General features: G+C 62.9%; 22 protein-coding genes and 1 pseudogene. 20 read left to right on the top strand and 3 right to left on the bottom strand.

Features of this window, described 5'->3' with window-relative positions:
* Both NE591_RS07025 and NE591_RS07030 read left to right on the top strand, forming a co-directional pair.
* Positions 1-465 (top strand): annotated as a pseudogene (locus tag NE591_RS07025) (hypothetical protein); the annotation flags it as partial.
* 204 nt (positions 466-669) lie between these two features.
* A complete protein-coding gene (locus tag NE591_RS07030; protein WP_114548230.1) occupies positions 670-894 on the top strand; it encodes a helix-turn-helix transcriptional regulator in 225 nt (74 codons plus the stop codon).
* Positions 895-1,032: 138 nt separating this feature from the next.
* Here the strand turns inward: NE591_RS07030 and NE591_RS07035 are convergent, their stop codons facing one another.
* A complete protein-coding gene (locus tag NE591_RS07035) occupies positions 1,033-1,263 on the bottom strand; it encodes a helix-turn-helix domain-containing protein (protein ID WP_114548229.1) in 231 nt (76 codons plus the stop codon).
* Between the two features lie 301 nt (positions 1,264-1,564).
* Between NE591_RS07035 and pyrH the strand changes: the two genes are divergently transcribed.
* The 5 genes from pyrH (at position 1,565) to dxr (ending at position 6,348) form a co-directional block, all read left to right on the top strand.
* Positions 1,565-2,281: a UMP kinase gene (gene pyrH / locus NE591_RS07040; RefSeq protein ID WP_114538647.1), complete on the top strand. Its 717-nt coding sequence runs from the start codon at positions 1,565-1,567 to the stop codon at positions 2,279-2,281.
* A gap of 142 nt (positions 2,282-2,423) precedes the next feature.
* On the top strand, positions 2,424-2,987 hold the full coding sequence (gene frr, locus NE591_RS07045) for a ribosome recycling factor (protein WP_114538648.1): 564 nt from the start codon (positions 2,424-2,426) through the stop codon (positions 2,985-2,987).
* A gap of 37 nt (positions 2,988-3,024) precedes the next feature.
* Positions 3,025-3,804, top strand: coding sequence for an isoprenyl transferase (locus NE591_RS07050; RefSeq protein ID WP_022738414.1), 780 nt, complete (start codon positions 3,025-3,027; stop codon positions 3,802-3,804).
* Between the two features lie 147 nt (positions 3,805-3,951).
* Positions 3,952-5,031 (top strand): phosphatidate cytidylyltransferase, encoded by a 1,080-nt coding sequence (locus NE591_RS07055; protein WP_114548228.1) that lies wholly within the window; start codon positions 3,952-3,954, stop codon positions 5,029-5,031.
* Between the two features lie 54 nt (positions 5,032-5,085).
* Positions 5,086-6,348 (top strand): 1-deoxy-D-xylulose-5-phosphate reductoisomerase, encoded by a 1,263-nt coding sequence (gene dxr, locus NE591_RS07060; RefSeq protein ID WP_256156515.1) that lies wholly within the window; start codon positions 5,086-5,088, stop codon positions 6,346-6,348.
* Positions 6,349-6,370: 22 nt separating this feature from the next.
* Here the strand turns inward: dxr and NE591_RS07065 are convergent, their stop codons facing one another.
* Positions 6,371-10,189 carry a VaFE repeat-containing surface-anchored protein gene (locus NE591_RS07065; protein ID WP_256156516.1) on the bottom strand — a complete coding sequence of 1,273 codons (3,819 nt, stop codon included), beginning with the start codon at positions 10,187-10,189 and terminating at the stop codon, positions 6,371-6,373.
* Between the two features lie 561 nt (positions 10,190-10,750).
* Here NE591_RS07065 and NE591_RS07070 point away from each other — a divergent pair.
* The 13 genes from NE591_RS07070 (at position 10,751) to NE591_RS07130 (ending at position 22,259) form a co-directional block, all read left to right on the top strand.
* Positions 10,751-11,863, top strand: a complete 1,113-nt coding sequence (locus NE591_RS07070) for a site-2 protease family protein (RefSeq protein ID WP_256156517.1) — start codon at positions 10,751-10,753, stop codon at positions 11,861-11,863.
* A gap of 92 nt (positions 11,864-11,955) precedes the next feature.
* Positions 11,956-13,026, top strand: coding sequence for a flavodoxin-dependent (E)-4-hydroxy-3-methylbut-2-enyl-diphosphate synthase (gene ispG / locus NE591_RS07075; protein ID WP_256156518.1), 1,071 nt, complete (start codon positions 11,956-11,958; stop codon positions 13,024-13,026).
* Entirely contained in the window at positions 13,023-14,783 is a 1,761-nt protein-coding gene (locus tag NE591_RS07080; protein WP_305145182.1) for a proline--tRNA ligase, read from the top strand. Before ispG ends, NE591_RS07080 begins: the two co-directional genes overlap by 4 nt.
* Positions 14,784-15,044: 261 nt before the next feature.
* A complete protein-coding gene (locus NE591_RS07085; RefSeq protein WP_022738440.1) occupies positions 15,045-15,659 on the top strand; it encodes a helix-turn-helix transcriptional regulator in 615 nt (204 codons plus the stop codon).
* A gap of 208 nt (positions 15,660-15,867) precedes the next feature.
* The gene (locus NE591_RS07090) at positions 15,868-16,380 is read left to right on the top strand and encodes a phasin family protein (protein WP_256156519.1); all 513 of its coding nucleotides are present in this window, start codon (positions 15,868-15,870) and stop codon (positions 16,378-16,380) included.
* A gap of 216 nt (positions 16,381-16,596) precedes the next feature.
* Positions 16,597-17,349 carry a 23S rRNA (guanosine(2251)-2'-O)-methyltransferase RlmB gene (gene rlmB, locus NE591_RS07095; RefSeq protein ID WP_256156520.1) on the top strand — a complete coding sequence of 251 codons (753 nt, stop codon included), beginning with the start codon at positions 16,597-16,599 and terminating at the stop codon, positions 17,347-17,349.
* A gap of 15 nt (positions 17,350-17,364) precedes the next feature.
* On the top strand, positions 17,365-17,907 hold the full coding sequence (locus NE591_RS07100; protein ID WP_256156521.1) for an NYN domain-containing protein: 543 nt from the start codon (positions 17,365-17,367) through the stop codon (positions 17,905-17,907).
* A 173-nt stretch (positions 17,908-18,080) separates the two neighbouring features.
* Positions 18,081-19,034 (top strand): helix-turn-helix domain-containing protein, encoded by a 954-nt coding sequence (locus NE591_RS07105; protein ID WP_256156522.1) that lies wholly within the window; start codon positions 18,081-18,083, stop codon positions 19,032-19,034.
* A gap of 103 nt (positions 19,035-19,137) precedes the next feature.
* Positions 19,138-19,812 (top strand): DUF3990 domain-containing protein, encoded by a 675-nt coding sequence (locus tag NE591_RS07110; protein WP_041714291.1) that lies wholly within the window; start codon positions 19,138-19,140, stop codon positions 19,810-19,812.
* On the top strand, positions 19,799-20,437 hold the full coding sequence (locus NE591_RS07115) for a helix-turn-helix domain-containing protein (protein ID WP_256156523.1): 639 nt from the start codon (positions 19,799-19,801) through the stop codon (positions 20,435-20,437). The genes NE591_RS07110 and NE591_RS07115 overlap by 14 nt, the downstream gene beginning before the upstream one ends.
* A 193-nt stretch (positions 20,438-20,630) precedes the next feature.
* Positions 20,631-21,539, top strand: coding sequence for a helix-turn-helix domain-containing protein (locus NE591_RS07120; RefSeq protein ID WP_256156524.1), 909 nt, complete (start codon positions 20,631-20,633; stop codon positions 21,537-21,539).
* Positions 21,536-21,820: a hypothetical protein gene (locus NE591_RS07125; protein WP_173111533.1), complete on the top strand. Its 285-nt coding sequence runs from the start codon at positions 21,536-21,538 to the stop codon at positions 21,818-21,820. Before NE591_RS07120 ends, NE591_RS07125 begins: the two co-directional genes overlap by 4 nt.
* Complete coding sequence (locus tag NE591_RS07130) at positions 21,780-22,259, top strand: DUF4097 family beta strand repeat-containing protein (protein ID WP_256156525.1); 480 nt, start codon at positions 21,780-21,782, stop codon at positions 22,257-22,259. Before NE591_RS07125 ends, NE591_RS07130 begins: the two co-directional genes overlap by 41 nt.
* Positions 22,260-22,377: 118 nt before the next feature.
* Here the strand turns inward: NE591_RS07130 and NE591_RS07135 are convergent, their stop codons facing one another.
* Entirely contained in the window at positions 22,378-23,841 is a 1,464-nt protein-coding gene (locus NE591_RS07135; RefSeq protein WP_305145183.1) for a S1C family serine protease, read from the bottom strand.
* Positions 23,842-23,888 lie beyond the last annotated feature (47 nt).

Here is a 23,888-nt window from a genome sequence, read left to right on the forward strand (position 1 = left end):
GGAGCCTACACCTTGCGGCGCCGGGGGCGCCGCCGGCCAAAGTCCGGTAGCGCGATCGGCGCCTGTGCGGTGGCGCGATTGGCGGGAAGCGGGGGCCCAATCGGCGATTATTACGGTAGCGCTAACATCGCCGACCCCGACCTGCGCGATTTGCTACACTACGTGGCGACGGGGCGGCCCGACGGCGCGCTGTCCCGCGAGATAGACTCCCTCGTGGAGGAGTACAACCGTGACCGGGAGTGGGTGACCAAGGTGCTGACCTACGAGCAGGATACCGAGATGCGCTGCCGCCGGGCAGAGGCCAGGGGCATCGAGCAGGGCATCGAGCAGGGCATGGACAGGCTGGGAACCCTCGTCGGCCTCCTTCTGGACGCGGGGCGCCTCGACGATGCCAGGCGGGTTTCCGAGGATGCTGCCTATCGCGATGAAATGCTCGCGGAGTTCGGGCTGAAAGTGAGCGAGTAGACAACGGGAAAAGCGTCGCGGAGAGTTGCCCTCCGCTGCGAATGCTATCGGCCTGGTATGAAACTATCACCTTAAAATTATTGAAAACGTGCTAGTATATTAAATACATTATGAGGTTACCGTACCGCAGCGGAGAAGAGGCGGCCGTGTGGGCGCCTGCAGGATCACGCAAAAAGCGGCTTTCTGGGCGGATGGGAGCATGCTATGCCTATTGTGTCGAAGTTGAAGGTGGTCATGGCCGACCGCGACATCAGCGTCAACGAGCTGTCGGAGAAGGTGGGGCGTTCGGCGGTGAACCTCTCCCACTTGCGCTGCAATCGCTCAAAAGGTATTCGGATCTCGCTGCTGGAGGATTTGTGTCGCGAGCTGCACTGCCAACCGGGCGATTTACTCGTGTACGAGCCGCCCGCTCGCGAGGAGCAGGACTGACCGAGCCGGCGGGTGTCGCCGAGGCGTCTTTCGTCATCTTTCCTTTAAAAAGACACGGGAAAGATGCTTAAGAGCTTGCACGAGCCTTTCGCTCGCTCGCTCGCTCGATTGATGGGGGGCGAGAGGAAGTTCTTCGCCTTAGAAGTTGATGAGGGCGCCCAAGGGAACATCGAGGGCATCGGCGATTTCGATATATTTGGCGATGCCCGTGTTGTGCTTGCCGGCCTCGATGCGGGCGATGACGGCTTGGTCGGTGTGCACCATGAGGGCAAGCCTTTGCTGGGAAAGGTTCTGGGCAATGCGATGCGCCCTGATCTGCTGACCAAGCGAGTGAATGCGGGCTTGCACCTTTTCCTGTTCGTCGTTCATGGGGCCAAGAGTACGTTGATGACGAATCAGTCATAGGTCATATATGACATAACTCGGCAATTTCTGAAGAATGGGCGCACGGGAAGAGTGGCTGCCTGGCGTCTGCGCGATATGCGTTTCTGCCCGCAGTGGTCTGCACGACGGTTTGCGGTTCAGCGGGAGAGGGTTCGGGTAAGCCCCTATGCTCGCGCCTCAGCACTGAGCTAATTCTTTGATCTTGGAAGGCTGACGCTGCGTTGGCGAGGGACTTCGGGTAATATGTATCCGTTTACAAGATCCTGCCGACGAAGGGATGTACTCGATGGCGAACGAATACAAGTACGATCGCGTGCTGCTCAAGCTATCTGGCGAGGCGCTCGCCGGCGATCAGGGGTACGGCATTGACCCGCGAGTGGTCGATGACCTTGCCGAGGAGATCGCCGAGATCGTTCACGATGGCGTGCAGCTGGCTGTGGTTGTCGGCGGGGGCAACATCTTCCGCGGTTTGGCCGGATCGGCCGAGGGCATGGATCGCTCCCAGGCCGATTACATCGGCATGCTGGCCACGGTGATGAATGCGCTCGCTCTGCAGGACGCCTTCGAGCGCCACGGCATCTTCTCCCGTGTGCAGAGCGCCATCAATATGCAGGAAGTGTCCGAGCCCTACATTCGCCGCCGCGCGATCCGCCATTTGGAGAAGGGGCGCGTCGTCATTTTGGCGGCCGGCACGGGCAATCCCTATTTCACGACCGATACGACGGCGGCCCTGCGCGCCTGCGAGCTGGACGTCGATTGCGTCATGAAGGCCACGAAGGTCGACGGCGTCTACGATGCCGACCCGATGAAGAATCCCGACGCGCACCGGTTCGACCATATCAGCTATATGGAGGTGCTGAGCCAGGGGCTGCATGTCATGGATGCCACGGCCACCTCGCTTTGCATGGACAACGACGTGCCCATGATCGTCTTCGATCTCACCAAGCCGGGCAACATCAAGGCCGCTCTGCAGGGCGAGCCGGTGGGCACGGTGGTCGAGTAGGCACCTGGGGCGCAGGCCGCGCCGGAGCCGCTTGTCGGCGCGACAGCGAGGACGAGCGTATGCCGCGGGTCGCGAGGCTCGTGGCGGATTCTAGAAGGATTTCAGGGGGAGGAGCCCCTGAGTGATTAGGGAGGAAACCCTCATGGCAGATATCGACGAGATTCTGATGAGCGCGGAAGAGCGCATGGAAAAGGCCATCACGGCGCTGAAGGAGAACTTCATGGGCGTGCGCACGGGCCGCGCCAACGCCATGGTGCTCGACCGCATCAAGGTGGACTACTACGGCGTGCCCACGCCGGTGAACCAGATGGCTGGCGTGAAGACGCCCGAGGCCCATCTGCTGGTCATCGAACCTTGGGACAAGGGCATGCTGCGTGCCATCGAGCACGCCATCCTCGAGAGCGATTTGGGCGTGACCCCGAACAACGACGGCTCGGTCATTCGCCTGCCGTTCCCGAGCCTGACCGAGGAGCGCCGCCGCGATCTGGTGAAGCAGTGCAAGACCTACGCCGAGGAAGCGCGCGTGGCCGTGCGCAATGCGCGCCGCGACGCGAACACCGCGATCGAGAAGGCCGTGAAGAACGACAACCTTCCCGAAGACGAATCGAAGCGGGCCGAGGCCGAGATCCAGAAGATGACTGATCGGTTCGTTGCCGAGGTCGATGAGGTTCTGAAGAAGAAGGAAGCCGAGGTCATGGAGATCTAGGGGGTTCACTGGCTTCACGAACGACCGGTGGGTAGGGATGAATAAGGATTTAGATTACATATTTCCGGATCCGCCCGAGGGGGTTGATCCTCGGGCGCTTGATCCGGAGAGGATTCCCGAGTCGGTGGCCATCATCATGGATGGCAACGGGCGCTGGGCCAAGAAGCGCGCGCTGAATCGCCTGAAGGGCCATAAGGCCGGCATCGAGGCGGTGCGAGAGGCCATTCGCTGCGCGTCGGATCTTGGGGTGCGCTATCTGACCATCTACTCGTTTTCCACGGAGAACTGGAAGCGGCCCGAAGATGAGGTCGTGGGGCTGATGGATCTGTTCGCCAAGACCATGCTCGCCGAAGTGGACGGCCTTCATGAAGAGGGCGTGCGCGTGCGGACGATTGGCGATCTCTCGGCGCTTCCCGCAGAGACGCGTGAGGCCTTCGATGAGGCCTGGGAGAAGACGCGCGACAACGACGGTATGACGCTGGTGGTGGCCGTGAACTACGGTGGCCGTCAGGAAATACTGCGCGCTTGCCGGGGCTGCATGCGCGAGGCGGTGCTTTTGGGCGAAGAGACCGGGGAAGTGATAGAGCCCACCGAGGAGATGTTCGAGCGGGGGCTGTACACGTTCGGGATGCCCGACCCCGATCTGGTCATTCGCACTTCGGGCGAGATGCGCATCTCGAACTTCCTGCTGTGGCAGATCGCCTATTCCGAATTCGTGGTCACCGATGTGCTATGGCCCGACTTCAACCGCTACACCTTCCTGGAGTGCCTGCTCGAGTATCAGGGGCGGAACCGCCGTTTCGGGGGCGTGGCCTAAATGCGCGGGGGGATTTCCGACGAAGAGAAGAAGGATCGAGCCCGAGCGGCGCGCGAGCGATTGCGCCGAGGCGACCATGGCCGTCGTGTGCGTTCGGAAGAGCGCGGAAGCGTGTCAGCTGCGCGTGGGGCGGCGGCTTCTGACGGGATGAGTGCGTCCCCTGACGAGGTGAGTGCGCCCTCGGAGGAGCGCACTCATTTGCTCGACCGGCTGCAGCCCGATGAGGAACGCGACTTGCCTCCCGTCGTCTGCGATGCGGAATCGGCCCCCGAAGGCCCTCCCTGGCACTACGACCTCTCCGATGAGGAGCGCGCCGCCCGCGAGGAGAAGCGCGAGACGCGCCAGGAGAAGCGCGATCGCCTGAAGCAGAAGGCGCTGAACAAGACGCCGGACAAGCTGCGCAATCCCTCCGATCTTCAAGTGCGTTTCCGTACCGGGGTAATTTACACGGCGGCGACGGTCATCTGCGTGCTGGCCGGCAACATCCCCATGGTGCTCATGCTGATGGTTGTCGCTGGCATCTGCGCCGGCGAGTTCTTCTACATGCTGCGCTCCGATGCGAAGCTGCCCAACGAGATGCTCGGCATTATTGCGGCCGTGCTCTATCCCCTAAGTGTGTACATTGCCGGTCTGGTGGGCGCGATGCTGGTGAGCTTGGCTCTTCTGCTGGCCCTCTTGGTGTGGTACGTGTTCTGGCTGCGGGCCCGCATCCCCGATGTGGGGGTGAGCTTCTTCGGTGCTGCCTACACGGGCCTTCTGCTGTGCGGACTGGTGATTATCCGTGTGTCGCTGCCGGCGCCGTGGGGCGGCGCCTGCGTGCTTCTGCTGTTCTTGTCGGTGTGGGCCAACGATGCCTTCGCCTATTTGGTGGGAAGCAAAATCGGGAGGCACAAGCTGGCACCGCGCACGAGTCCGAAGAAGAGCTGGGAAGGGTTCATCGCAGGTCTGGTGGGGTCGGTGATATTTTGGTGCCTCATGACGCTGGTGCCCGGCATCACCATGGCCATTCCTCAGGCTATTGTCTTCGGCATCATTTCCGGCTGCATGGGAGTGCTGGGCGATTTGGCGGAGAGCCGCATCAAGCGGAATTCCGGGTTCAAGGACTCCGGCACCATCATGCCCGGCCACGGCGGCCTGCTCGATCGGAGCGACTCGCTGTTCCTCACCTCCATCACGGCAGCTATCCTTCTGATAGCCGGCGGTTGCATTCCCTATGCTCTTTTCTAGGCGATCCGTCCCGGTTCGCTCTTTGCGTGTCCTGTCATAGTGAAAGGGGTTCTCATGGCCAAACGGCGCATTGCGGTACTCGGCTCTACGGGATCCATCGGTACCCAGACCCTCGATGTCGTGCGTCAGCACGGCGATAAGCTGGAGATCGTCGGTCTTGCGGTGAACAGCTCCTTGGATGTTCTGCTCGCTCAAGCCCGGGAATTCGGCGTGCGCCATCTGGCGGTGGGGAATGCCGCTTTGGCGAACGATCCCCGTTGCGATGAGGCGCGGGCCCTCGTGCGGTCGCTGGCCGTTCCCGAGGGCCAGGAGGACGCGGAGGCGAGCTTCGGCGTGGGCTCCGAAGCCGTCGTGGCTCTCACCCAACTGCCCGAGGTGGATGTCGTCGTGAACGCCCTGGTAGGGGCAGCTGGCTTGGAGGCGAGCTATACGACGCTGAAGGCGGGCAAGGTGCTCGCTTTGGCCAACAAGGAGTCGCTTGTGGTGGGTGGCGACCTCATTATGCCGCTGGCAGCAGCGGTGGATGCGGATCGTCGGGCCTCCGGCGTAGCTCCGGCGACAGGGCCGGCAGGCGCGCTCATGCCCATCGATTCGGAGCATGGAGCCATCTACCAATGTCTGCTCGGAGAGAATCCGCGCGAGGTCTCGCAGCTGTGGGTGACGGCTTCGGGCGGCCCGTTCCGAGGCAAGACGATCGCCGACCTGGAGGCGGTCACGCCAGCTCAGGCACTGGCCCATCCCACCTGGAACATGGGGGCGAAGATCTCCATCGATTCCTCGACGTTGATGAACAAGGGGCTCGAAGTCATCGAGGCGCACCACTTGTTCGCGATGCCCTACGATCAGATCGAGGTGGTAGTGCAGCCCCAGAGTGCCATCCATTCGATGGTGGAGTTTACCGATGGGTCGGTTCTGGCTCATTTGGGCACGACCGATATGCGTATTCCCATTCAATTTGCTCTCTCCTATCCCGAGCGGTGGGAGGCTCCCGTGAGACCGCTCGATTTTCGGACGTTGGGCTCGCTGGAATTTGCGGCGCCCGATGTGGATACGTTCCGCTGTCTTTCTCTGGCTCGTCATGCAGGTGAGGTGGGGGGCACGCTGCCCGCCGTCATGAATGCCGCCAACGAAGTGGCGGTGGCGGCATTTCTCGCCGAGCAGATCGGCTACCTCGATATCGCCCGCTGCGTCGAAGCGACCATGGACGCCCACGAAGGGGCAGGCGTCCAAGTCGTGGAGAGCCTCGAGCAGCTGAAGGCCGTCGACGCATGGGCCCGCGCCTTCGCAAGCGAGTGGGCCCGGGGGCGGCGGAGTTAGCGGCGCCGCCCCGGAAGCGTTCTCAGCGGCGCTTGCGGTAGGCGACGAAGGCAGCGCCGGCGCCGGCTACGGCGAGCAGGGCGACCAGGCAAATCACCGTGAGGCTCTCGTCTCCCGTTTGAGCGAGGCGCGAGGTTTGGGCGACGCGCGTCGGCTCGGGCTCGTCGGCTTCGGGCTCTGCGGGCTCCTCCGGCTCGTCGCCGCCGGTCGGCAGCAGCGGCAGGTCGGGATAGGCGTAGAAGACGGTCTGCCCCTCGTCCTCGATGTCGGCGTGGAGGGCCACCTCGATGTCGTCGTGCAGCAGCGATTCGAAGACCACGAGACTCACGCCATCCAAGCTGGTGCCGGGAACAGTGATCTCGACATCCACCGTGCCCGAGGATTCCTCGGGAATGAACCGGTGGCTTACCATGACCACTTTATCCTCCACGAGCCACGGGGCGTTTTCCTCTTTGTCCATGAGCACGGCGGATAGCTCGTACTCCTCGCCGGGGGTCAGTCCCTGGTAGCTGACGGTGTCGATGATGGTGACCTCTTCTGCCGGCACGCCTTCGTGGGTGCCGGTGGCGGCGTCGACGGCCGTTGTGCCGATGGCGATAGGGCTCACGGCGATGGTCTGCTTGCGGTCGGCGAGATCGCGGTGCGAGGCTACTTCGACGCCATCTTGCAGAAGCGTCTCGAAGACGACGAGGTTGGTGTCCTCGGTGATCGCCGAGGCGTCGAAGGCGAAGGTCACGTTTGCGTACCCGTTGTAATCCTCGGGAGTGAATTCAAGCTCGGCGGCGACTTCTTCCTCATTCACGAGGAACGGCTCTCCGGTGGCTTTGTCCATGAGGGTTCCCCGAAGCAGATAGGGCTCTCCGGGCTCTAGGCCAGAATAAGTGACTCGATCGATGACGACGGCCTTGGTATCGGCGCTGATCTGCGTGTCGTACAGATCGTCGGACAGACCGTCGTAGGCACTCGTGCGGATCGTGGGCTTGCCGGTGCCCGTGTTGTTGAGGGTGCCCAAGTCGATGACGAGCCCCTCATCGCTCTCGTCAACCACGATTTCATCGCGGATCATCTCGAAGATTGCGTTGGCCGAGCATCGAATCTCTTCCAGCTCGTACGTGTCAAAGGGCAGTGCGCCCAGTCCGTTGTCCGCAGCGACGGACGCCCCTTCGGCATTGAGCCCGAACCAGATCCCCGCTGTGGCATCAAGGGCCTCGGTGTCCAACGTAAGCGGCATCTGGAAGCTGCCGTCAGGAGCGGTGAACTGCGCGTCGTTGGCGTTCGTGTTCGCGTCGTGGGGATGGCCCGGGGTAGATTCTGTGGAAGCGAGGCCGTTCTTGTCCGTGACGAGGATGTGCCATTCGCCGGTCGTCTTCGAGGTGAGCTTGAAGGGGATGCCGGCCAGCTTCGCGGCGCCGTCGGCGCGCTTCATGAAGCGCAGATCGGTGCGGGCAACGCGGTCGGTAACGAGATCGCCATTCTGCTCCGCATCGAAGGTCTCGATAATCTCGCCATCGGTGTCGGCATCGGTGACATGGCGCACATGCACGGTCTCGTCGAGGAGGTAGCCGCGCGGCGCTTTCACTTCCTGGATGGCATAGGTGCCGATGGGAAGCGCGATGCGGCCGTTGGAGAGCTTGTAGAACGCATCGCCTGCCACCTTGTAGGGAAGCTCCTCGGTCGTTCCGTCGGCCAAGGTGTGCGTGAAACTGCTCTCTGCCTGGTCGAGTAGGAAGGCGCCCTCGTCGTTGGTGCGCACGACCCAGCTTGCTTGCGGCTCGAGGGTCTTAAGGGCGTCCAGGGAAGCGTTCTTGGCCGCATAATAATCGATGCGGAAGTGGGCATCGCCGAGGGTGGCGGCACCCTGCGCATGGCTCTGACCGCTTTGAGCATCCTTCTTCTGGATAAGAAGAGAGAGGGGATTCAGCTTTGCCTTGTCGCTGACGGCAGTGGTATTCACGCGGGTGACGGAACGATCGGCGACGGTCACGGCATAGGTTCGGCTATCCAGGGCATAGCCCTCCAGAGGGCGCTTGGTCTCGCGCACCCAATAGGAGCCGATGGGCATCTCGTCGATGCGCCCGTAGCCATCGGCATCGCCGTTCAGACTCGTACGGATTTCGCGGACGAGCTTTGTGCAGGCCGAGTCCGCGTACACGCCATAGACGGCGCCCGCCAAGGTATAGCCGGGGTGCCCCAGCGTGACCTCGGGATAGCCCGACTGCTTGAGCAAGTCGATGGAGCCGCGCATGGGTTCATCGGCAAAGGAGACTTGGCACACGACGCTCTCGTCGCTGGTTGCCTCCACGGTCGCCTTCTGGACGGCGCTGTTCAGGCGGAACCCGGGTGGGGCGAACAGTTCGCAGAAGTAATAGTCGCCGCCCTCGATGTCCTCGACGACCGTGCTTCTGCCGTCCGCCCCGGTGACGAGGGTAAACGAAGCATTGGCCTGGGCCCAGGTGCGGGCCGCCTGCCAGCTTCCCCAGGCGCCCTTGGCGGCCTGATCGGCCGCTGCTTCGGCGCTCGCACGGGTGGAGAAGGCGCCGAACACCGCGTTGGCGAGCGAGTAATTCCCGTTGGCGTTGGAGATAGCGGAGTTGGCGGAGGTTTTCACGACCTGGGCGCGCCCGGTGTTGATGGGCTCCACGAGCAGGTAGCCGACAACGTCCTGGAACTCCTTGTTGGTGGCGGCAGATCGGGCATCGATTTTGTAGTAGAACTTGTACCACCCGTTGTACGCGGATTGCGAGCCGGTGTAGGTGCCCTTGTAGGTGATGTAGTTGTCGCCGTTGGGGTTGCTTGCCACGGCGCCGTAGCCGTTGGAAACGCCGGCAGTACCGCAGGTGGCTTGGGCCATGGCGCGGTTGGTGGGTGCGCTTCCCCCGCTGTAGTTGGTGTCCTTGTAGTCGTTGCCCGTGGTGAGGAAGCGAGCGCGGTAGTCGCTGCCGGTGCGCGAGGTGGCGAAGGGCGCGTCGGCGCCGTTGCGGGCGGCGATCGTCTCGTAAAGGAACGCGTCCACGACGGCGTCGAAGCTGCTCGATGCAGTGTTCAGCACGTAGTCGTTGAAGTTCGTTCCCTGGGAAACTCCGTTCACCCAGTGCTGAGAGGTGCCGAAGAAAGCACCGAACCCATAGGAGCCTACCAGATCGCTGGGGAACCCATAGGCCTCCTGTTTGCGGGGCATGTCGACATCGAAGGTTTCGAGGCGCATATAGGGGTTGAGCGCGTAGTGCTTCTCGGCCTGGCCGGGGAAGGCTGCTGCGAAGGGGGCGATGCCGCTGGCCTCGGCGAGGATGTCGGGGATGTCCGAGGCGATGACCGTCGTCCCTTCCCCGACGGTGAGCTCCTGCGGGCTCGTATCGAGGTCGGCGAGCACAAAGCGCTCATAGGCGGGATGTGCGGGCGACAGCTCGAAGACGATGCCGAGGGTTTCCAGAGTGTCCGCATAGGACTCGGGGATGCTCGCGGTGCCCGCTGCGGCATCAAGAGAGCACTCATCGGTAATGTCGCGCTGGCGGTCGCCGAAGGTGGCGTAGTGCTCGTACACGGCGAAACTGAGCGCCTCGTCGAGACCAAGCGCTCCACCCTCATCGACCGTGGCGACAATGTGCCCTTCTTGCAGGTCGTACGGCGCGGTGATGCTGGCGAAGTCGATGGTCTCGCCCGCAGAGTCTTTAAAGTGGAACATGACGGGCACCCCCTCGGTTTCCGTGGCGACTGCCGAGGTCGCGGGGGCACACATCGCGGGGATGAGGCCCACGAGCAGTAGGAAGGCAAGAACCATGTTGAAAAGGGCACGGCCTCCTTGGAGGGGCGGGCGCGCGGGGACGGGATCGAGTGAATCCACGGTGACTCCTCTCTGCGCGGCCACGTGTCCGCGCTGCTCGATTGACGAAAGAGAGTCAGGCGTGGGGCGCAATCGTGACGTCCGTGTCTCGAAGGAATGCGGGCTGGAAGGTTTGGCGTACGGCGCCCGATGCCTGACGCCGATAACCTTACGAGAGCCGAACCGTAGAAATGACGCGGGAATGTCCCAGTTCATTCCCTCCCCCGACCGTGCGGGAGTCGTATTTTTATGCGACGGAAAAGCGGTCGGCGCGAGGAGGCAAAAGGGACTTCGATGGGTCCTCAGCGGGAAAAGGGCGGGACTTCGAGGTGCTCGATTCTCAAGCGGCGGCAGCAAAGGCGCGTGCTTCGCGCTCGCCGAGACGGCAGTCAAGGCGGTGGGCGAGCCGACAGATTCGGCGCACGTCCCTCCGAAACCATGGAGGGATCGTAGCCAGCTTGTAGTTATTTTCCGAGACGGCTCTCCAAGGGAAAGACAAAGGGTGCCCGCTTTCTATAATGACCAGCGACACCCGTTCCTGCCCCGTGAGGTAGGAAATCTCTCATATATAAGGAGACATCTGTGGACATCCTCATCATGATCGTCTGCGCCGTTATCAGCATCGGCTTCCTCGTGTTCATCCACGAGGGCGGCCACTACCTGGCCGCTCGGGCCTTCGGCGTGCGCGTTACCGAGTTCATGCTGGGCCTGCCCGGCCCTTCCATTGGCTTCACGAAGGGCGAGACCCGCTATGGCGTCACGGCCGTGCCCCTCGGCGGCTATGCGAAGGTGTGCGGCATGGAGGCTGGCCCTTTGCAGCCGCACCTGCAGGAGGTGCTCGCGTCGCTTTACCGGCGCGGCACCGCCAACATGGAAGACGTGGCCCGCGACTGCGGCATCAGCGACGATGAGGCGTACAACGCCCTGGAAGAGCTGGTGGAATGGGGCAGCGTCATCGGTCCCGCCAAGGCCGATCAGTACAACACCTACCGCGCCCCGCGCGTCGCGCCCACCAAGCGCGCTCTGAAGAAGGCGGCCGCGGCGGGGCTGCCGGCGCCCGCCTCCTACGAGCTGGGCCAAGCTCGCGAAGTGGCCGATCCCCATGCGCTTTACGAGTCCGAGTACCGCCAGCAGTACCGCTCGCTGCCCTTCTGGAAGCGCTCGGTCATCCTTTTGGCGGGCATTTTCATGAACCTGCTGTTCGCCATGCTCGTGTTCATTATCGTGTTCTCGATCATCGGCTTTCAGGTGCAGCATCCTGAAACGGGCGAGATCACGACCATTCACGCATCGGTGCTGCAGGCGCTGCAGGCCGGCTTCATGTACATCGGCATGGTGATTCAGGCGGTGGCGGGCCTGTTCAACCCGGCCACGGCGGCTCAGACGGTGTCCGATTCCACCTCCATCGTCGGCATCGCCGTCATGTCGAAGGACTACTTCCAGGCGGGCCTCGTGGAGGCGTTGGAGTTCATGGCCATGATCTCGGTCTCGCTGGGCATCATGAACCTGCTGCCCATCCCGCCGCTGGATGGCGGCCGCTTCGTGGTGGAAATCTTCCAGAAGGGCACCCGCAAGACAGTGTCTCAGAAGGCCATGAACTATATGTCGCTTGCTGGTATGGCCCTGTTCCTCGGCTTCTTCGTCATCATGCTGAACCAGGACATCCAGCGGTTCGTCTTTGGCAACTGGGGCTAGGGGTTTTAAACCTGTCGGACCCTCGCTGACTTCCTTGGGCGGATTCTGGACTTATAATTGGTGAAAGATAGCGGTTGGAAAGGAAGTGGTCCGTGACCAAGGAACTGAAGCCCCATGACCGCACGCGGCGCGTGATGGTGGGGGACGTGCCGGTGGGCGGAGGCGCGCCGGTGGCGGTGCAGTCGATGTTGAATGCCCCGGCCGACGATGTGGCCGCCAACCTCGCGCAGATTCAGGCGCTGGCCGAGGCCGGCTGCGAGATCGTGCGCATGGCCATTCCACGTCGGGACTGCCTGGACGCCTTCGAAGCCGTGTGCGCCGCGTCACCCTTGCCCGTGGTGGCCGACATCCATTTCGACGCCCGCATCGCCATCGAGGCGGCGGCCCGCGGCGCGGCCAAGCTGCGCATCAACCCTGGCAACATCGGCGGCCTGGAGGCCACCCGTGAGGTGATCGCTGCGGCGTCGGCGGCGGGCATCCCCATCCGCATCGGCGTGAACGCCGGCTCGCTCGACGACGCGCTGGCGGCCCGCGACGACCTGACGCTGCCCGAGAAACTGGCTGCCTCCGCTACCGAATACGCGCGCTTCTTCGAAGACGAGTGCGACTTCCACGACCTTGTGGTGTCAGCCAAGGCCCACGACGTGCAGACCACCATCGACACCTATCGCCTGTTGGCCGCCGAGCTGCCCGAGGTGCCGCTGCACATCGGCGTCACCGAGGCGGGAACCGCCTTCCAAGGCATCATCAAAAGCGCATGCGGCCTGGGCGTCCTTTTGGAAGAGGGCATCGGCGACACCATGCGCATCTCGCTCACGGACGACCCCGTGGTGGAAGTGCGGGCCTGCTGGACGTTGCTCGGCGCCCTGGACTTGCGCCGTCGCACCCCCGAGCTTATCAGCTGTCCCACCTGCGGGCGCTGCCAGGTGAACCTCATTGGGCTCGCGCAAGAAGTGGAAGAGCGCCTCGCTGCGGTGGACAAGCCGGTGAAGGTGGCAGTCATGGGGTGCGTGGTGAACGGCCCGGGCGAAGCCGCCGATGCCGATATCGGGGTGGCTTGCGGAGCGGGCGCGGGGGTTGTTTTCTCCCATGGTAAAATCGTTCGCAAAGTGCAAGAGTCGGAAATTGTTTCTGCCCTTATGGAGGAGTTGGAGAACCTATGACCCAGATTCTGCGTATGAGCAACCTGTACGCCCCCACCCTGAAGGAAGATCCGTCGGACGCCGATATCGACAGCGCGCGCCTGCTTCTGCGCGCGGGCATGCTGCGCAAGGCGGCATCGGGCCTGTACACGTTCCTTCCTTTGGGCTTCCGCGTGCTGAAGAAGATCGAGAACATCGTGCGCGAGGAAATGGACGCTTCCGGTGCCCAGGAAATTCTCATGCCGGTGCTGCAGCCGGCGGAGCTGTGGGAGGAAAGCGGGCGCTTGAACGACTACGGCCCCGAGCTCATGCGCCTTACCGACCGTCACGATCGCGAGATGTGCCTCGGTCCCACCCATGAGGAGATCATCGTGGCGCTCGTGCGCAACGAGCTGCGTTCCTACAAGGAGCTGCCCCAGAACCTCTACCAGATTCAGACGAAGTACCGCGATGAGATTCGCCCGCGCTTCGGCCTGTTGCGCTCTCGCGAGTTCGTCATGAAGGACGCCTACAGCTTCAACGCCACCCAGGAGTCGCTGCAGGAGACCTACGACGCCATGGGGAAGGCCTACGGCGCCATTTGCGAGCGCTGCGGTCTGGACTACCGCGAGGTGGAGGCCGATGGCGGCCAGATCGGCGGCAAGGTGACCACCGAGTTCATGGCGCTGGCCGAATCGGGCGAGGCCGACCTGGTGTACTGCTCGTGCGGCTATGCGGCCGATGCCGAGGCCGGCGCGTGCCTGGCCCGCCCCACGCTGTACGAAGTGGACGCCATGGAGAAGATCGCCACGCCCGACGTGCACACTATCGCCGAGCTTGCCGCGTTTCTGAACATCCCCGAGTCCTCCACGGTGAAGGCGCTCTCGGGCAAGGACGCCGAGGGCAACCTCGTGTGCCTGTTCATTCCCGGCGATCACGAGCTGAACGAGCTGAAGATCGAGGGCCTCGTGCCTGGTTTCACGCTATTGACCGACGAGGAGATGATCTCCTTCGGTCTGTGCAAGGGCTCCATGGGCCCGGTGGGGCTGCCTGAGGGCGCCCGCGTCATCGCCGCTACCAGCTTGCAGGCCATTCCGCAATGGGTGGTGGGCGCTAACGAGGACGGCTACCACTACGTGGGCGCGCGTCTGGGCGAGGATTTCCAGGTGGACGAGTGGGCCGATCTGGCCACGGTGAAGCCCGGCGACTGCTGCCCTACGTGCGGACTTCCGTTGGAAGGCGCCCGTGGCATCGAGGTTGCCCAGATCTTCCAGCTCGGCGACAAGTACTCCCGCGCCATGGGCGCCACGTTCATGGACGAAGACGGCGAGGAGAAGCCCTTCATCATGGGCTGCTACGGCGTGGGCATCTCGCGCACGCTGGCCGCCATCGTCGAGCAGCACAACGACGAGCACGGCATCATGTGGCCGCTGTCGGTGGCGCCGGCCCATATTTGCGTGGTGCCGCTCACGGTGGGTGATGCCGAGGTGCAGCCCATGGCCGAGAAAATCGCGAAGGATCTGGCCGAGCTCGGCTTCGAGGTGGTCATCGACGACCGTGACGAGCGCGCCGGCGTGAAGTTCAACGACGCCGACCTCATCGGCTGGCCCGTGCAGATTGTCGTGGGCAAGCGCGGCCTGAAAGAGGGCAAGGTGGAGATGAAGCTGCGTCGCACGGGTGAGAAGAAGGAAGTAGCGCTGGACGCTTTGGCCGAGATGATGGGCTTTGCCCGCCGCGCCATGCGCGACAACGTCCTGCACGGTGCCGGTACCGGCGCCTTCGCCGCCATTTTCGGGTAGGGCAATAGACTCCTCAATCGACGAAGACCCCGGATCGCCTCTCGCGTTTCGGGGTCTTTCTCGCATTCGCGCCGAATGGACGCGAGCCGCGCTCAATGCACTAAATGCTTCTACGATCGCTATTTATCTAGAGAAAATCCCTGTTCAGAACCCTTGTCAAAGACTTTTGGCAGGGGTTTTCATTGGCTGCGGGGTTGTGCCAAAGGGTTTTGGTGGTACGCTGCGGCGTGTCATGTCACTCTGATCGCGAAAGGACGTGTTGTGGAACTCAAGGAGCATCTCAAGGAGCACCGGAACCGACTGGGGCTGTCCCAGGAGGACGTGGCGGAGCGCATTTTCGTATCGCGGCAGACCATTTCCAACTGGGAGACCGACCGCACCTATCCCGATGTGCAGAGCCTTCTGCTCTTAAGCGAGATCTTCGGCACGTCCATCGATGAGCTCGTGAAAGGAGACGTGGCAACGATGGAAAAGGCGATTGAGAACGACTGGAAGACAATGAGCCGCCTGACGGTGGCAGCTTGGGCGCTTGTGGGCGTCGGGCTGGTGTGCGTGGCGGTGGGGTTCGCGGTGCCTACGGCCCCCTCCTCGCTCATGCCGAAGTGCACCGAGAGCGAGGTGCTGGGAATTGTGCTGTTTCTTGCGCTGTGGGTTTTAGGATGTATTCTGCTCGGCATGGTGGAGTCGATGAAGAAGAAGTACGACCTGGTCACCTATCGCGACATTGTGGCGTACTCCCGCGGCGAGGAGCCGGTGCGCGACAACGAGGCCTTCGGACGCAAGCACCCGGTAGCTTCAGCCGGCCTGAAAATGGGGGTAAGCGCCGTGTCGGGGTTCGTGGTGGCCTACGTGGTCTTGAAGCTGATCCTGGGATAGCACCCGCGAACGAGCGAATGCGAGCGCACGGGCGCGCAGGCGCGCGCAGGGCGCACGGCTGCGAGCAATCATTCGCGGCAGATTCCCTAACCAAATCAATCAACCTTTGACGGGGCGGTAACGGTGCTGCCCCGTTGGCATACGTGGGGCGGGGGCGCTCGTATAGTAGAGGGTGCGAAATCACCGTCGAGATAAGGGAGGCCTCGAAATGACGACGATTGCCGATGGATTGAAGGACGTGTTCCTGGCTGGTGTGGGCGCCATGGCGCTCGGCGCCGAGAAGACCCAGGAGCTGGTGGAGCAGCTTATCGCCAAGGGCGAGATCACCGTGGAGCAGGGCAAGGCCATCAACTCCGAGGTGCTGAAACAGGCTCAGGCCACCGCCGAGCGCGTGGGCCAGCAGGCCCAGACCGCGGTCGGCGAGGCGGCCCGTGAGGCTCAGGCGGCCGCGAGCCACCTGAACGATCAGGCCAAGACGGCCGCGGAGTTGGCTCACGAGCAGACCGAGGCTGCCGTGTCCATGGCGCGCTCGCAAGCTGAGATGGCTGCCGATGCGGTCAAGAAGGCGACCGAGGGCGCCAAGAAAGACTCTGCTGATTTCGCCACAGCGCTGAAGCACGACGTGCTGGAAGCGCAGATGGCCATGATGACCCCCGAGCAGCGCGCCGAGTTCGCCAAGAAGGCCGCCGAAATCGCCGCCCGCGACGCGAAGACGGAGTAGAGGATTGCGCGGATGAATTTTACTCAAGTGGATTTTAGTAAAATTTACTTGAGTAACTGACGAGCGAAGAATTCAAAAGTATTCACGGGCTGGGCTGCCGCTTGGGCGGTGGCCCAGCGTTGTTTTGGCGTGATTGGGCGTGCGGATGCTGGTGGAGCCGCAGCCCCGTGGTAAACTTCTCGATTACCATTGAACTACCACGACGAAAGCGATTCCATGGCTGATTTCATTGAAGGCAAGCGTCCTGTCATTGAGGCGCTGCGTACCCACGTGCCGCTGAAGTACATCCTCATGGCCGACAACCTGAGCCAGGGCGACAGCTTGGTGCGCGACATCCAGCGCAAGGCGAAGAACCTGGACGTGCCTATTAAGAAGGTATCGAAGAAGAAGCTCGACGAGGTTTCCGAGCGCGGTAGCCACCAGGGCGTCATGGCCGAGGCGGCTCCGTTCAACTACGTGAACGTGACGACGATCCTGGACGCGGCGAAGCAGTCGGCTGAGGAACACGACGGCCGCGCGCTCATTGTGGTGCTCGACCACATCACCGATGCCGGCAACTTGGGGGCCATCGCCCGTTCGGCCGAGTGCGTGGGCGCTTCCGGCATTGTCATTCCCAACAAGCGCGCCGCCCGCGTGACCGCCGCCACCTACAAAAGCTCGGCCGGGGCTATTTCTCACATTCCCGTCACCCAGGTGGCGAACCTCGTGAGCACCATCGAGCGTCTGAAGGACGAGGGCTTCTGGGTGGCCGCCGCCACCGAGCACGCTTCCGATCTCATTTGGCAGTCGAACCTCAAGGGCAAGATCGCGCTCGTGATGGGCAACGAGGGTGAAGGCGTGTCGCGCCTTGTGCTGGAGAACTGCGATTTCGGCGTGAAGCTGCCCCAGGTGGGAGAGATTTCCTCGCTGAACGTGGCCCAGGCCTCCACCGCCTGCATGTACGAGTGGCTGCGCCAGAACTGGGAATAGGCCGCAGATCGCATCATGGCCAAGCAACGCAAGAGGCTTCTCATCGTTGACGGGTACAACGTGCTGCGGTCGGGCAGCCGGTACCGGTGGCAGCCGCGGGCCGACGAGGACTACACCGACGACTTCTTCAACGCCGCCCGCGACCGGCTCATCAACGACGTGGCGAACTACGCCGGGCGCGACATGGGCGCCATCATCGTCTTCGACGCCGCCGATAACGAGCTTTCGGAAGGCTCGCGCACGAAGATCGGCGGCGTGCAGGTGATCTTCTCCCCGGCGGGGCAGTCGGCCGACAAGGTGATCGAGAAGCTGGCCTACGACGCGGGCAAGCGCGGGGTGGAGACCGTGGTGGTCACGAGCGACGCGGCCATTCAAGACACGGTGTTCGGCGGCGGCGTCGATCGCATGAGCGCCGACGGCTTCTCCCACGAGATGGGCGAGTACTACGAAGATGCGCGTTTGGATGACACCCCGAAGGTGGCGCGCAAGAACACCGTCGCCGAGCGCATCCCCGCTGACACCCTGGCGCGCCTGAAGGCACTGCGGGACGGCCGCTAACGAGCGCGAATGCTGCCGTGCGCGTGGTGACCGCTGGGGTATTTTCCTAGTTCAGCGCTTCCGCAACCAATAATTGCGGAAAATGACAACGCGAATTGGTTCCGTGGCAAAGAGGTTTTCGGTAGGCTCCAAGGCGTTTTTGAGAGGCAATCGCAGAAGAAAGGCAGCACACCATGAATGTCGAAATCGCCGAGCGCTTGGCCGCGCGCCGAAAGCTTGCAGGGCTGTCGCAGGAGGCCCTCGCGGAGAAGTTGGGCGTGTCGCGCCAGGCTGCTTCCAAATGGGAGCGCTCAGAGTCGTCGCCTGACACCGACAACCTCATTGCCCTGGCGAAGCTCTACGGGGTGTCGCTGGACGAGCTTCTGTACGTGGACGAATCCATCGAAGATGACGTGGCCTTTGAGGCCGCCGACCGCGCGGAAGTGCGTGGCGCGAGCAGGGTTGTCGTCGCGGAAGCTTCGGAAGAGACGGCTTCGCCAGAGGGCGGTGGCGTTGGCGATGCATGTGATGCCGAGACAGCCGAGGGCGTTGACTTCGAAAAGGAGGGCCGCGGCAAGGTGCACTTCGGGCCCGGTGGCATTCACGTGGACGACGGCAAGGACCATGTGCACGTGTCCTGGGCCGAGGGCGTGCACGTGGTCGACCGCCACGGCGAAGAGGTGCACGTCGGTTGGGACGGCGTGCGCGTCAACACGACGGATCCTGAGGCGGCAGAGCATATCTTCACGCGTGACAATCCCTTCGGGGTATCACCCGGTGACTTCGATGCAGACAGGGCTAAGAAGTGGCTGAAGTTCCCCTTCTGGGCCTTGGTGATTGTGGGCTACCTCGCCTTCGGGATGCTCAGCGGCATTTGGGGGCCGACGCTCTTTTTGCTGTTCCTCATTCCGACCTATTACATTGTGGGCGCGGCAGTCGCATCTCGCCGCATCGCTCCCATGCTGTGCGCGCTGTATCCCATAGGGGCTACCGCCTGGTTTCTCTGGATGGTCTTCGTCGACGTCCACTGGCACGGCCCCGCCTGGGTCGTCTTCCTCACGATTCCGCTCGTGGAAGTCATCATCGTTCAACTCTCCAAATGGTGGAACGCCCGCAAAGGCAACGATGCCAAGGGCGATGTCGCCTAGGGCTTGCAGTAAGCCAAGCAAGATTCCGTGGCGTATCTTAGATATCTCTGGAGAGATATCTATGCTATACTTCTGGAAGTATCTCTGGAGAGATAGGTAAACCATGGAACTTATGACCCTATTTCATGGATCGCCTCAAATAGTGGCGCATCCTTTCTACGGTGGTGGTAGGCCATATAACGACTACGGCCGCGGGTTTTATTGCACCGAGCATATCGAATTGGCGCGCGAGTGGGCCTGCTCCGAAGAAGGCTACGACGGCTACGCTAACGAGTATCGCTTCGATGGCCGCGGCCTTAAGGTTCTTGAACTTTCCTCTCCGGAATACTCGACGCTTCATTGGCTGGCGCTGTTGCTGGAGCATCGCAAGATCGATCTGCGCACCCCGGTGGCTCAAGCGGGTAGCGAGTTTCTTCGTGCCCACTACCTGCTGGATGCGGAGTCGTTCGACGTTATCGTGGGGCACCGTGCTGATGACAGTTACTTCACCTTCGCCCGCGCCTTTTTGCGAAACGATATTTCTTTGGAGCAGTTGACGCGGGCTTTGCATCTCGGTGATTTGGGCCAGCAGATCGTACTCAAGAGCCCGGAGGCATTCAAGGCCATCGAGTTCGTCGAAGCCACAGTGGCGCCCAGCGCCGTTTACTACCCTAAGCGGAAGGAGCGCGACGAGAAGGCGCGGGCGCTCTATCGCGAGGAGGCTGCCCGGCAGGGCATCGACGGTATTTTCTTGCGCGACCTTTTGCGAGAAGAGGTGACCGATCTTGCAGGCCTATAGCGAAGATTATCTGTTCGATGCCATGGAGGCGCTGGGCGAGGCATTCGATTGCGCGGCCAACCGTGTCAACTTGGGGCTCGACCAGTTCTTTGAAATGTTCGTAGCGACAGGGGTTGCCGATGCGTTTGGCGCCGGCGCCCCGCGCTATGTGAGTGGTTCGTCAGGCATCGAGCTGGTGCTTGACGTGTGCTATCGGGCCGGGCTGGATATCGGCGTGCCTCTGGCCGATATGGCGTCCGACGGGGAAGGGCCCGACTATTGGTGCGGTTGGGTTCTGGCCTACTGGCAGTGGGAGACGGGCCGCCCGTTCCGAACCATAGGTCGCGTAACGACTATGGAGGAAATCCGCACGCTGTATTGGCCGCTCCACGAAGCAGCAGAGCAGAAGTTCGTTGAAGTGATCGAGGAGCGCGTGGCCCGGCGGGGTGCTCCTTTGAAATCGTGGCGCGAGCAAAGGGGTCTTTCCCAGGTGGCGCTGGCGGAGAAGTCGGGCGTGTCGCTGAGGGCGATTCAGCAGTATGAGCAGCGCTGCAAGAACATCAATCACGGCCAGGGCTCATCGCTCTATCGGCTCGCTCAGACGCTGGGTTGCCGCATCGAGGATCTGCTCGAGTATCCGCTGTGACTGACGGGATTGATGGCTTGCGTCGCATAGGCGGCACGGATGGTTCGGGTTGGCTGTCTGGAAAAGGCGCAAATTACCTGTTCGTGGGTGGGGCAACCAATGGTTGTCGGGGATTTTTCGCTCGTTTCTGGTAAATTGACCACATAAGGTGCTGGTGCAACCGGGGTTGAAACCATAGGGTGAAAGGCGAGATGTGACGAACAAGACGCGAAAGGGAACCGTGATGAACGTCGAAATCGCCCAACGCCTTGCCGAATTGCGCCGTGAGCGCGGGTTCTCCCAAGAGGGGCTGGCCGAGCAGCTGGGGCTGTCGCGCCAGGCCGTTTCCAAGTGGGAGCGCGCCGAGTCGGCGCCCGATATGGGAAACCTTATTGCCTTGGCCGACTTGTACGAGGTGACCCTGGATGAGCTTCTGCGCGTGAGCCCCGAGGTGGAAGAGGACATGCGCTTCGAATCCCAGGAACGTGCTGAATCCGTTGAGACCGAGGCCGCTGCTGCGGCGGAGGCGGCTTTGGCAGCGGCGGCGCGGGCCGAGGCGGCGGCTGCGACGGCAGCTGAGGCGCCCGACGTGCCGAAAGTGGTCGTGGAAGTGAGCGCGCCCGCTGCGACGTCGGGAGGCTTCCCGCCGCCTGCTCCGTCCCCTGGACAGGCCGGTGCTTCCGGCCGAGGGGCGCCGCACGGGTTCTCGCCTTCCACATACGGAGCGCCGGGCCATCGGCAACCGAGTGCGGGCTATGGCCCTGGCGCGTCTTCGCACGGTTCGCCGGCATCGCCGCAGAGCCCGGGTGCCTACCCTCCTGGCTCCTGCCCACCGGGTTCCATTCCGCCGGCATCCTCGGTGCCCATTGCGCCGCCACCGACGCCCCAACCGAAAGATCCGCTGCAGTCGTTTCCCTACCCGCTTCTGTGCGCGGTCATCTTCCTACTTGCTGGCTTCTGCTTCGGCTGGTGGCATCCCGGCTGGGTGATCTTCCTCACCATTCCCTTCTACTATTGGGTGGTGAACACCTTGGAGGCTGATCCGGCTTATCAGACGTGGTTGGCCGAACGCCAGAACGTCGCGGCGAAAAGTGATTCCTCCTCAGAAGGAGGCGCCCAATGAAACTGGAACGGAGCACCTATGTGAAGATCGCGCTCATCGTGCTGCTTTGCCTGGGGGTGTGTGGGTTCTTCGGCGGCTGCGGTCGTGGCGTGGTCGTTGCTCCGCTGGGCTCGCTGCTTGCGCCCGGTGGCTTGATGGGCTGTGTAGGCTGGAACGCCATGGGCGAGATCGCCGGATATGCGGGAGATGCGGTCGGCGAGATGGCCGGCTATGCGGGTGATGCCGCGAGCGAGGTGGCGGATGCGACGCTGCACAGCGGTGTGCGCGGCGGCGTCTCTTGAGCGCTTCGTCCTTGAGACGGCTTCGGGGGAGTACCATGTCGATGGCGCCGGCGCTACGTTGTGCGAAAGAATGGAACTTGATGTTGCTTCGGGCTCCGTCACAGTGAGCCAGATGTCGGTAACCGATCTTGAGTTGAATCTTGCAAGTGGCAATGTCGCTTACGAAGGCTCCGTCGCAAAGACGCTGAGCGTCGATCAGGCTTCAGGGGAGTTTCGCTTCGGCCCGTGCTTGTCGGCCCCGGAGACCATCTCTGGATCGCTTGCCTCCGGACACATCGTTTTGGAGCTTCCGGCCGATACCGCGCTGACGGCGCAGGTGGATAAAACCTCTGGGAACTTCACGAACGACTTCGCCGATTCCTCTGGAGATCCGTCGCACTCCTGCGAGCTCTCCTTCGACATCATAAGCGGCAATCTGGAAGTGCTCAGCGCTGAGTAGAGAGCATTCAATCACAGAGCTTTCAACAGAAAAGGGGCGACCTGATGGTCGCCCCTGCTGCAAGGGAATCGTGAGTCCCTACTGCCGGTATGCTTGACGCGCAGGCCGCTGTGACGACTTAGCGCTGGCCGAACAGATCGTCCAGGTTCAGGCCGTTGCCGTAGCCATCGCCGTAGCCGTACTCGTTGCCGCCGTCCTGGCCGTAGCCGTCACCGTAGCCCCAGCCGTAACCGTAGTCGTTACCGTCGCCGTAGCCCCGGCCAAAGTCCTGACCCTGCTCGGGCATCTGCTGCTCCTGCTGAGCCTTCTGCTCGGCAGCGGCCTTCTGGCTGGCGGCATCGTCGCCCAGGGTCACGGAAATCTCCTGCTCCTGGCCGTTGCGGTTCACGGTGAGCTTCACGGTGTCGCCAGGGTTCTTGCCGCGCACGGCCAGCATGAGGTCGGAAGCGCCTTCCACAGACTCGCCGTCCAGGGCCGTGATGATGTCGCCCTCCTGGAGGCCGGCCGCCTCGGCGCCGGAGCCCTGGGAGACGGCGGCCACGTAGGCGCCGGACTCAGCGGCTAGGCCGTAGCTGGCAGCCGCCTGGTCGTTCACCGTGGACAGGCTCACGCCGAGCTGGGCGTGGGTCGGGGTCTCGCCGGCGATGATCTGCTGGGCGAGGTTCACCGCGTAGTTCACCGGAATGGCGAACCCGACGCCGGAGTAGTTGCCGGAATACGAGGTGATCAGCGTGTTGATGCCGATGAGCTTGCCCTCGTCGTCCACAAGCGCGCCGCCGGAGTTGCCCGGGTTGATGGCCGCATCGGTCTGGATCATGTTCGGGTAGATAGTGGTCTCGCCGCTGCCGCCGGACTGCATCGACTCGCTCGCGTCCATGATCTGCGAGCGGCTCGTGGCGGACACGATGCCCGTGGCCACCGACTGCTCGAGCCCGAAGGGGGCGCCCAGGGTCATGACCCACTCGCCGACGGTCAGGTTGTCCGAATCGCCGATCTCCATGGGGGTGAGGCCGCTGGCGTCCTTGGCCTTCAACACCGCCACGTCGGAGGAGGGGTCGGTGCCCACCAGCTCGGCGTCGTAGGTGTTGCCGGCGATGGTCACCTTGTAGGCGCTGCCGCCGTCGACCACGTGGTTGTTGGTGATGAGGTAGCCGTCCTCGGTCATCACGACGCCCGAGCCGGTACCCAAGCCCTGGAGCTGGTCGCCCGCATCGGCGTAGGTCTCCACGTATACCACGGACGGCAGGCACTTGGCGGCCACGGCCTCAGCCAGGGTCGCGTCATCGTTGGTGTTGATGACAGTCTGGGTAGCGGAAGGGGTGCCCGTGGCCTCGGCGGTGGCGGGGTCGATGATGGCGCCCTGCACGCCGAACGCGAGCATGCAGGCGAGTGCGGCGCCGGCGAATCCGGTGAGGAAGGAGCGGCGGCCGAACTTCGGCTTGGCGGTGGCGGTGTTCTCGACGCTGGCGGCCACGGAGCCGTCGATGTCGAACTCGTAGGTCTGGCTCGCGGCGGAGTCGACGGCGTTGTCGCGGAACGAATGCTTGCCGAAGGGGTTCGGGGTGGTGTTCAGGTTGGTCATTGGTGATCTCCTTCTGAAAGGGGGTCGGTCATGTGCTGGAGTGCACA

The organism is Adlercreutzia sp. DFI.6.23 (genome assembly GCF_024462535.1).
Taxonomy (GTDB): domain Bacteria; phylum Actinomycetota; class Coriobacteriia; order Coriobacteriales; family Eggerthellaceae; genus Adlercreutzia; species Adlercreutzia rubneri.